A 9,392-nucleotide genomic window follows, 5' to 3' on the forward strand; every position below is an offset into this window, starting at 1 on the left:
GGCAGCCCGTCTGGTCAAAGAAGCTTCCGCCTTGAGTTCACCAAGCAAGCGCATCTCGGACTGGCGGGTAGCCACGCATCGCCTTGTGTCCAAAGAGAATGGCATCTTGCAGATACATGGGAGCATGGCACACGGTGTGACCGTGTGCGCCCTGCGAAAACACCCCCGGTTTGCGTTTGGTCAGGGCATTCACTCCATGATGCAGGTAACTCTGCAAGGCTTCTTGCACACCCGCTTCTTGCAGCCTGCGTGGCGCCTGAAGATCACCCACCTCCACGCCCAGAAAATACACCACGCGCCAGGGCGGCTCACTGGAGCTGCGTAGCTCCATGGGTTTCAACAGCGGTGTCAGCCTCGGGGTGCCGAGGACGAGCTGCTGCAGATGGTCGTGCAGATGGCGCGCAGGTGCTGTGTACAGCTCCTTTGCACTATAGAAACGCACGTCCAAGTACACTTCCCTTGCCCCCACAGATTGGCGAATTCCTGCAGCCAGGGCGTCCAGGTGTTCCTTTTCGCCAGCACTCAGTCGGTAGTAGCGGTGATGTTGCATGTGCCAGTTCACTGCCACAGGAACAGCGAAGGCACTCCAGAGCGCATCTGTTCTATAGAAGACTTGACTGCAATGGTTGATCTTGGCGTTGAGCAAGTCCGCTTTAGCATTGTCGAGTTCACCCAGTACACGCGCAATGACATCGAGCGTTCCCCTGCCCAAAAGCTCAAATGAGACGAGTTGTCTTAATTTGGACTCCGAATCCCTGTCTGGATGCCCGACCTTCTGCAGTCTTTGTACCAAAGCCACCAGAGATGCCACCTGGTGATTGAAGATGTCTTGCCTTCGCATTGCTATTTCCCTTCGTGCATGGGCACCATGCCCAATCAGAAAGGTAGCAATTTGGCTTTGCTGGCTAAGCGTAATTCAGAGAATTTTTGAAGATTTTTGCAGTCTTTACGGAAGAAGAGAATCCTCCGTCCAAAACGGATGCGGTGCGCCCATGCTAGGCCTCCCTACTCCGAAGTTGTTCTGCAAATAGGGGATGGACAGGGCGAGCTGCCCATTCATTGGCACCTCAAGGGTAGCTCTCGGTCATCGTGACCGTGGCCCCAGTCTGTTTGACCGATTCCACAATGCTTGCGGCCATTCGCAATCGGTGAATGACCCCCTACAGCCACACCCCACTATGCGGCATCTGTATCTCGTGGACGGAGCCGTTACCCAGGAAGAACACCTCCAGCACAAAGCTAATGACGGACACAAAGATGCTGGCAAAAAAGGCCGTCCAGAAACTCGATACCTGAAACCCTTTTACCAAGGCTGACACCAGGAGAATCATCAGCGCGTTGATGACCAGCAAGAAGAGTCCGAAGGTGATAAAGGTCAGCGGCAGGGTCAGGACGATAAGCAGTGGCTTGACGATGGCATTGGCCAGGCCCAGCAGGAGCGCGGATACCAGCAGGGATGACAGCCCCTCAAACCGCACGCCCCGAAAGACATGGCTGGCCACCCATAGTGCCATGGACATGATGCCCCAGTGCAGAAGGAATGGGCGGAGTTCATTCATCGCTAAGCCTTGTCATTGGTCTGTTGAGGCGCCTGCTCGTTGTGGCGGTTTCCCGTTCTCCACTCATCAATGCTGCCAAAGGTCAGGCCACATCCTACGCACTGGTGCTGCCCGCTGGGTTTCATGCTCCCGGCCTCATCGCGCTCGATCACGGGCTTGTAGCTGGTTGCACCACATCGGTGACATTTGTTGAGTGTATTTGTCGTTCTCATGGCCCTGTGGATGGTGTATCCGTTGTTGTGTGGAACAGCATCTGGTGGCTGTTATCCCCCGTTCAACGTCTTGACCGTTGAATCCGCCTACCCGCCTGGTGCTGAGCCATCCACAGAACCTGTGTGCTGAGCTGGGGATAACTCCTGTGGTTGTGGCTCCAAGGCGCATGCCTATTGGCTTTGCACAGCTTGCTTAAAAAGAATGCAGATCGTTTCGGGTGTTGCGTTCTTTATCAAATGCTCACTTGCGCCACTTCTTCTTGGCCTTGGTGGCCAGGGGGAGCTCGCCTCTGAGGCGGCGCAGGTCTTCCTCGGTGAAGTCTTCGCTCTCCTCGTCGCGATGTGAGTCATTGCTTGCGTTATCTGTCGCCTGCATGGGTGCGTCTCCCTCGCTGTATTCTCTGCGCGCCTGTGGGCCTTTGGAATTGCGGGGCGGGAGCTTCTTGCGTGGCCCGGCGTTGGCCTCCTTGGGGGGACGGGGCTTCTCTTCCTGGAAGAAGGGCTGCAGGTGGGCTAGCTCCGAGTCCACGTCAATCCGGTAAAAGCGCCCGGTGGCCAGCTTGATGGTCAGCACCTTGCCGTTGAGGGTGCCGTGGCCTGAAGCGATATAGCCACCCGTGTTGGTTGCATGGCCAAACAGCATGACGGTGCGGCCCCATTGTTCGCGCGGTACGCAGTCAAACACGTTGGCAGCCTCCACGTCGGGCATTTTCTCGACCAGCGTGAACTTGCAGTCGCGCGGATCGTAGAAGAGTGCGGCACTGCCCTTCTTCAAGGTGATGGCGCCCACCGCTTCGCTTCTCTGAATGCGGTCATCGAGCTCGGCCAGGTAGAAGTTCTGGAATGCCTGTACTGCGGGAGGCAATGGACGCTGTGCAGACGCCTGCACTTCGGCTTGCGTTGCTCCAGATGCCTGCAATGCTTCCTGTTCTTGCGGTGGTGCCTGTACGCTCGTATGCGTTGTTGATGGCCCTGTCAGTTGCTCAGGTGTTTCTTTGAGTTCTTCCACGGTTCAAACCTTTCTGCGATGCTTTTGCATCAGACGGGCAAAGTTCTGCGAGACCACAGTCACTCCGACTGCTCCCAACACAATGGCGCCTGCGGTGCCGATGGTAGGGATCAACGCCCCCTCCAGTGCGATACCTGCCGACTGTCCAATAAAGTATGAAGCTGCAAATGCAGCAACCGCTGCACCCCGGCGCTCAGGTGCCATCTGGGTGGCGTTGATCTGCAGCGTGTTGTGCAGCATGTAAAACCCCAGGCCCGACACAAAGCTGGCAGGTATGGCCCACCACCAGCTGGTCGATACCGCCACGGTGATGTAGGAAGCGGCTACCAGCACGCCACCCCAGCGGCACAGACCGGTCTCCCCCAACCTATGTACCAGGAAGCGGGTGCTGAGTGCAAAGCACAGTCCGCCAAAGCCAAACAGCATGACGATCTGCCCGGCCATCGCCAGTGGAATGCCGTGAGCCTGGTGCACATGGGTCACCATGAAGGCGAAGGCACCGAAGATGCTGGCACCTTCCGCAAACACAGTGAGCAGCACCACACGGGCCCAAGGCACTGCCAGCACCTGTGCAAACTCGGACACCATGCGCTTCATCGCAGAGCCCTGGGGCGGGCTAGTCTTTCTGGCGGCATCGGGCAGTTGCTTGTTCATCCACAACAGGAAGAAACCACCCAACGCAAAGTAGGTTGCGATACCTTCGAAGGGGGTTCGCCAGTGCAGGTGATCGGCAGCATAGCCGCCAAGCAGCACGCCGGCGGATACGCCCAGCACCTGGCCGATCATGAACCGGGCCAATATGGGTTGGCGGCGCTCATAAGACGTCACATCGCCAATCCAGGCCATCGCCAGCGGGATGATGGCTGCGGCCGATGCGCCGGCAATGGCGCGGGCTGCCAGCAGGAATTCAAACGACGGCGCCATGGCACAGGCCGCCGTGGTGATGGCGCAAGCAATCGTGCCCCAGGCAATGACGCGGTATTTGCCAAAGCGGTCGCCCAAGGGGCCGAAGATCAGCTGGGAGAAGCCATAGGCAATGGCAAAAACGGTAATGACCAGGGCTGCATGGCCCAGGGTCAGCGAAAACTCCTTTGCCAAGCCTGGCAGCAAGGGATCTGTGACCCGCATGGAAATGCCGCTGCCAAATGCGGAGATGGACAGACCCAGAAGCGCTCCGCGAGGCAACTGGATATCCAGTGCGCTGGCTGGCACAGCGGTACCACCTGGAGCCTGTACAGGCATCTGGACCGATGAGGCTTGGCTCATGGGAGCGGCAAAGCTGTGAGGAAGGAAGTCAATTGAGTCTGAGCCCTTGTGATTTGAGTTCTTCCATCAGGGCATCGGGTGCGCCGCCTTGCGCGAGATGACTCTTGTACCAGACGGTGAGAATGCTGGTGACAACCGGCCCCGGGTTCTGCAGCACCTTGTCAAAGTTCAGGCCGTTGATCTGGCAGATCAGCTTAACCAGGTCCATGTCCAGATCAATGGCGTCATCGTCACAGCGACGGACCTTGAGATCGGAGAAGGTGTAGCCCTCGGGGAGCTTTAAAGTGATGACGGAATCGGTACTCATCAATAGCGAATCTGCGTTGCAGAAGCAACCATACAAAAAAAAGTGGAACCCGTCAGGTAAATGCGCTGGACTTGGTGCATCAGCGAATTACCATCGCGCGCACGGTTACTGACCAGCTCTCTCTGTGACTAGGCGCCTAAGACTGCCCATTTCACATTTTGTGGGACAATTATACGAACATTTCGTTTTATGACTTAGCGAGAGAAATGGCTTTGCTGCAATAGCGAATTCTGAAGAAAATCTCGCTCATTGTGCGATGCAAATTAGATAGGTAGGCCTCGATACTGGTCTGCTGGTGACATCACAAGTCTTGCGAAGTCATGTACCCTACCGCCTCAGGCACTACGTCAATGTCATTCGTCAGCCCGGACTGCTGTAGGGGCTTGATCCGAGGACCGGATATTTTGGATTGGTCAAGAACAAGCAGTCCGTCCTTTCGCTGACAAGCGGTGCCTACGACCCGAATCTCATAACGGTTGCATTTGGCGTCGATCATCACGCTAATTACCTGCGGTACTGCCCAGGTCACGCCGGCGTCGATGACGTCAACGAGTTGCACTTCCAGCCTACTCCACATTCACTCGCCTCAATGTCTACGGATGTGTCTTCGAGTCGATACGGGACCGCGTCTCAGCATGGATCAATCCCTTAGCTCAAATTTCGTAGCCGCCACATAAATAAAGGACTCAATTTCTTGTGCATCCGCATATTGCAGCTCCGGCATCTCATTCTTATAGTCAATTGCCTCTTCATCTGAGAAAGCTACGAAGACTTCAAAGAGTGCACCGTGGCGCCTCACAAGAAATGCAGCCGTTCGGCGAGTGTGAATCAAGAATTCGACGTGCTCTAGAATTTGGATTCTGACGTTCGTTGGAAGCCGATGGAATAAGGTGGACACGATGTCTAGGCATTCATCCCTCCTCGAAGGTTCAAATTCGGCAACTAATAGCATGCTACACGCATGACATGCGGCCTCAGACCACATGTATATGGGTGCAATAATATTATGCGCTGTTTCAGTGAACGTATAGTAACGGTATGGCGCCTGCGATCTAGCAGTCTTTGCTGATTTGTGTTTAGATTTGTGGTCCTTCTTTGTCATGTCAATAGTCTGGTGTTGATTGATAGCGCTCTGAAGCGCGAATCGCTCCATTGCTTACAGACATTGGACCTGAACCACAGGAATTAATTTTTCCTTCTACGCGGGGTAATGACGGCTTATTGCATACAAATCTGCTTTAACAGTTATTCATTAGCAGGCCTGACAATTTGGGACCTGCAAGTCCAATTGGCTTAAACAGAGCACTTTGCCGGTAGCGAGCACAAGACACTTTATCCGCGGGAGCCGACTTACAAAAGTTCATATTGACACCCAGATACCAGTCATTGCTTCCTGTGGGCCAACGACTGCAGTGTGGACGTGGATTCATACGAAGGGACACCCGGATTCGACCAATTCCTGTCTTTTAAGTTTTGGTCGCCTATGCCCGCTTACTGTCCTACTCCTGTCATTCGGGATAAGCCTAGCGTCCATTGACTCATGGTCAATGACTGTGCCTGTAATTGTCAGCCCATTGCGTGAACCCATGACGATCCAATCACGTCTTGGGTGGCCAATTGTGGGTCTCTTCCTGGCAGCTCTTGCACCATGAGTACAGGGCTTCATACATGACCATCCCATGCATGAGCATTTCATGGTCATCGCTGTAATTCTGTGACAGGCCCAGTGATATTGCATACAGGCCGGAAGATTGTGGCGTTAAGCCTAAGCGGGATGTATCCGCGCCTCGCACTATGCTTGCGAGCTGATCCAGGGCTGGATCTTCGAGCTTGTACTTCTTCAAAAATGCATCGAAGCTGCAAAGGTCCCCATCGTGGCTGAGTTCCACATCCGGAATGTCATACGGTATGGCTCCGATAGTTGCTGCAATTTTGCGAACTTCCGTTGCATGGACATACAAGAACTCTGCTTCAGGATCAATGAATTTTTTGATCAACCACGGGCAGGCAATCCGATCAATCTTGGGGCGCTCGCGGGTGATCCACTTCATGATTTTTCTCCTGAGTTTTGAACTGGCACGACCGCCTGTCCCTGGGCTTGCCACGCGGAGATTCCACCTTCCAAGTGGCACACATTGGCCCCCATAGCCTGCAGGGTCGCGGTCAGACCTTGACTGATTTCATGCCCGTGCGCGCAATACACGACGATGGGGATGTCATGTGCTATTTCATCCTTCCAGTCAAGCCACAGCGCTGGATTCTTCCACTGGGATCCAGCAATCTGCACGCCTGAGTCGGTCAGTGCCTTTGTACGTCGTACGTCGAGCAATCGGATAGGAGTGCCTTGCTCCAGTTGTTGGGCCAGATCCTCTGCAGTGATGGATTGCATGGAAATCTCCTAAGGTTAGGGATGGGTCAGCGGATAGAGCAATAGTCCAATGAGTGCGGCGGATGCCACCACAACCGGCTCCTGCAACTTCTTGAATTTCCAGAGAATGGCGATTGTTAAGAGTGCTAACACGGCAGTGGGCACATCGACGATGCTGCGCTTGGCAATCACGATGACAGAGCCAGTAATCGCCCCAACTGCGGCGGCAGTCACACCATCTACAAAAGCCATGATGGCGGGGAGCTTTCCGTACTTCTTGAAATACGGTGCCGGAATGATGGTGAACAGGTAACAAGGCAGAAATGTTCCAAGCGCTGCCACGCAAGCACCAGGGAACCCAGCTACCAGGTAACCAATAAAGCCCACGGTAATGACTACCGGCCCTGGCGTAATCATGGCCACGGCCACCGCGTCCACAAACTGTTTTTCATTGAGCCAATGGTGATCAGTAACCACGCCGCCATACAGAAATGGCACAATGGCCAACCCGGACCCGAACACAAACGCACCAGCCTTGGCAAAGAACACGCCAATCTGGGTCAGCAAGGGCCAGTCTAGTGAAGCCATAAAGCTGCCGGTGTGAACCATGTCCACGGGCAGTGCTGCTGCCAAGCCGCCGCCACCCCAACGTTTGGGCGGTGCCCGTACAAACCAGGTCACCACACCTGCTGCGAGGAAAAGCCAGGCGATTTCCGATTCAGTAGCCACTGTGACTGCCGCCAGAATCAGAAAGATTGACCAAAGCAACTTGTCTTTGCCAATGCTCTTGGTTGTTAGCTTGTGGGCGCTGATGGCGATGATGCCAATGACGGCTGCGCCCACGCCATAGAAGACTGCCTGCATCCATGAGAGTCCGCCAAACTGGCTATAGGCCCAACCCAGGGCAACGACCATGAAGAACGAGGGCAACACGAAAGCAATTCCGGCCAGGGTGGCACCCAGGATGCGGTAGTGGACATAGCCCAAGTAGATGGCGGTTTGTGCAGCCATGGGGCCAGGAGCCAACTGCGCCAGCGCCAGTCCTTCCTTGTAATCAGCCTCTGTTATCCAGCCGCGCTGCTCCACCAGGTCACGGCGCATATAGCCAACCAGTGCTACCGGTCCACCAAAGCCTACGGTGCCCAGACGCAAGAAGTATTGAACTAATTGCCAGAGCGTATAGCGAAGGGACTCGGCCTTTGGTGTGGGCATGACTTCATTACTTGCCATGGCTTGTTGCCTCCTTGGAAAAGTTCTCCAGTAGCCCATCAAACACGTGGCTTGCAGCCTGCAATAGGCGGTCATCACTATCAAACGACTCACGCATTCCTGCGAGAACACTTTCAATTCCCGTTGCCTCAGGTGGCTGCAGTCCACCAACATCAAGAAAGTGCACCAGATGGCCCATGCGCAGAAGCGGCTGAGATTCAAGGCCAAAACTGGTAAGCAGCACCTCAAACGTCACTTTGACTCCAACGTGGCTAAAGGTTGCGCCGTCAAAGTCAAATCCAATGGCACCCTTAGGACACGCCTTGGGGCTCTCCAGCCATAGAAATTTGGCCTTGGGATCAATAAAAGTACGGATCAGCCAAGCACTTGCCAGTCGGTCTACCCACGGGCGTTGTCGCGTAGCCCAAGTCTTGGCTTTGTAGGCTTTTAGGTCCAAACGTGGGATGTCGGCATCAATCGTTTGGGGTTCGTCCGGCGAAAGGATGCGCGCAAGTGCCAGTTCCAGCGCCCGCAGGCCTGCTTCGGCCTGACGTTGGGCTTCTGATGCAAAAAAGTCAATTTCCACGATGCCGGCAAAGGCCTTACGCAGCTTGCGCGCCTTCTTGGCCAACTCGGATGCATTGCCTTCACTAACATCGGCAGTGGTGGCACGTATGTCATCCAACAATGCCGAGAACTCTTCCCTACGGTCGAACAGCAACTTGAAATCATTTCCCGCTGGTTCCTCGACCCGGATGACGTACGAGCTCCCTCCGGATTCTGTTACCTCCGCAGCTACATTTTCAAAAACGGTTCGGCACGCATCTTGTTCGGGCATCAGATAAACGCCGTCACGCAAAACTGCAGCGCCCGAAGCCTTGAGTGCTCGCCAAGTACGCATGCGGGTGTTTGCGTTCTCAGTGGGTAGGCTGATGATTAAGGTTAGCCAGTCATTCATGCAATATAGTCTACATAAATGAATTAACTATTGCAATTTTTATTGAAATACCTATGTTGTCGCAATGGCTGCTTACGCAACCAGCGGTCATTCATCTTGAAAGTGGGAGCGCCCGTTTTGGGCACTTTGCTGAATGTCGCGAACGACTCCTGACTGAAGCAGAACTGGATCTCCATAGAGCTGACTGTCGATAGCACCCGTATTAGCCTTAACCTGCCTGCCGCCTCCTAAAAGTCTCAGTTGCAGCCGGAGAGGCTTTTTACAAATGTCCAGTTTCGGTAAGCCTCAAATTGCCGGTTAGCGAGTGTTCACAACACTCCACCTTTGAAAAACTCTCATTTTCCATGTCGAATAGCGTTCAGAGAGGCACTGGCGCAGTTAACCTACTAGGCAATCCGAATTCAGTGAAGAGAGCTTTTTTGAAAGCGAACAATGCAATCAAACGTCCTCGCCCAAAAGCAAGTGCAGGTGTACTTTTCCAACATCGTGTGGCACACGCTGACA

At 54.4% G+C, this 9,392-nt stretch carries 11 protein-coding genes; all 11 read right to left on the reverse strand.

Annotated features, from left to right (window positions below; all coding sequences use genetic code 11):
• Positions 1-37: 37 nt before the first annotated feature.
• A complete protein-coding gene (locus AC1RMF_RS16910) occupies positions 38-841 on the reverse strand; it encodes a hypothetical protein (RefSeq protein WP_493142957.1) in 804 nt (267 codons plus the stop codon).
• Between the two features lie 319 nt (positions 842-1,160).
• On the reverse strand, positions 1,161-1,559 hold the full coding sequence (locus AC1RMF_RS16915) for a phage holin family protein (protein ID WP_493142958.1): 399 nt from the start codon (positions 1,557-1,559) through the stop codon (positions 1,161-1,163).
• 2 nt (positions 1,560-1,561) lie between these two features.
• Positions 1,562-1,771, reverse strand: coding sequence for a hypothetical protein (locus AC1RMF_RS16920; RefSeq protein WP_493142960.1), 210 nt, complete (start codon positions 1,769-1,771; stop codon positions 1,562-1,564).
• Positions 1,772-2,012: 241 nt separating this feature from the next.
• Positions 2,013-2,780 carry a hypothetical protein gene (locus tag AC1RMF_RS16925; RefSeq protein ID WP_493142961.1) on the reverse strand — a complete coding sequence of 256 codons (768 nt, stop codon included), beginning with the start codon at positions 2,778-2,780 and terminating at the stop codon, positions 2,013-2,015.
• 3 nt (positions 2,781-2,783) lie between these two features.
• Positions 2,784-4,046: an MFS transporter gene (locus AC1RMF_RS16930; RefSeq protein ID WP_493142963.1), complete on the reverse strand. Its 1,263-nt coding sequence runs from the start codon at positions 4,044-4,046 to the stop codon at positions 2,784-2,786.
• Between the two features lie 28 nt (positions 4,047-4,074).
• Positions 4,075-4,353, reverse strand: a complete 279-nt coding sequence (locus AC1RMF_RS16935) for a hypothetical protein (RefSeq protein ID WP_493142965.1) — start codon at positions 4,351-4,353, stop codon at positions 4,075-4,077.
• 640 nt (positions 4,354-4,993) lie between these two features.
• Entirely contained in the window at positions 4,994-5,455 is a 462-nt protein-coding gene (locus tag AC1RMF_RS16940; RefSeq protein WP_493142966.1) for a hypothetical protein, read from the reverse strand.
• Between the two features lie 496 nt (positions 5,456-5,951).
• Positions 5,952-6,404 (reverse strand): chromate resistance protein ChrB domain-containing protein, encoded by a 453-nt coding sequence (locus tag AC1RMF_RS16945; RefSeq protein WP_493142967.1) that lies wholly within the window; start codon positions 6,402-6,404, stop codon positions 5,952-5,954.
• Entirely contained in the window at positions 6,401-6,742 is a 342-nt protein-coding gene (locus AC1RMF_RS16950; protein WP_493142969.1) for a rhodanese-like domain-containing protein, read from the reverse strand. Before AC1RMF_RS16950 ends, AC1RMF_RS16945 begins: the two co-directional genes overlap by 4 nt.
• Before the next feature lie 15 nt (positions 6,743-6,757).
• On the reverse strand, positions 6,758-7,951 hold the full coding sequence (locus AC1RMF_RS16955) for a chromate transporter (protein ID WP_493142971.1): 1,194 nt from the start codon (positions 7,949-7,951) through the stop codon (positions 6,758-6,760).
• The gene (locus AC1RMF_RS16960; RefSeq protein WP_493142973.1) at positions 7,941-8,888 is read right to left on the reverse strand and encodes a chromate resistance protein ChrB domain-containing protein; all 948 of its coding nucleotides are present in this window, start codon (positions 8,886-8,888) and stop codon (positions 7,941-7,943) included. Before AC1RMF_RS16960 ends, AC1RMF_RS16955 begins: the two co-directional genes overlap by 11 nt.
• Positions 8,889-9,392 lie beyond the last annotated feature (504 nt).

It is taken from the genome of Rhodoferax sp. GW822-FHT04A08 (assembly GCF_058801025.1).

Bases quoted from the DNA above. Each gene is read 5' to 3' on its own strand.
- AC1RMF_RS16910 (WP_493142957.1), bottom strand. From the start codon at position 841: ATGCGAAGGCAAGACATCTTCAATCACCAGGTGGCATCTCTGGTGGCT.
- AC1RMF_RS16915 (WP_493142958.1), bottom strand. From the start codon at position 1,559: ATGAATGAACTCCGCCCATTCCTTCTGCACTGGGGCATCATGTCCATG.
- AC1RMF_RS16920 (WP_493142960.1), bottom strand. From the start codon at position 1,771: ATGAGAACGACAAATACACTCAACAAATGTCACCGATGTGGTGCAACC.
- AC1RMF_RS16930 (WP_493142963.1), bottom strand. From the start codon at position 4,046: ATGAGCCAAGCCTCATCGGTCCAGATGCCTGTACAGGCTCCAGGTGGT.
- AC1RMF_RS16935 (WP_493142965.1), bottom strand. From the start codon at position 4,353: ATGAGTACCGATTCCGTCATCACTTTAAAGCTCCCCGAGGGCTACACC.
- AC1RMF_RS16940 (WP_493142966.1), bottom strand. From the start codon at position 5,455: ATGACAAAGAAGGACCACAAATCTAAACACAAATCAGCAAAGACTGCT.
- AC1RMF_RS16945 (WP_493142967.1), bottom strand. From the start codon at position 6,404: ATGAAGTGGATCACCCGCGAGCGCCCCAAGATTGATCGGATTGCCTGC.
- AC1RMF_RS16950 (WP_493142969.1), bottom strand. From the start codon at position 6,742: ATGCAATCCATCACTGCAGAGGATCTGGCCCAACAACTGGAGCAAGGC.
- AC1RMF_RS16955 (WP_493142971.1), bottom strand. From the start codon at position 7,951: ATGGCAAGTAATGAAGTCATGCCCACACCAAAGGCCGAGTCCCTTCGC.
- AC1RMF_RS16960 (WP_493142973.1), bottom strand. From the start codon at position 8,888: ATGAATGACTGGCTAACCTTAATCATCAGCCTACCCACTGAGAACGCA.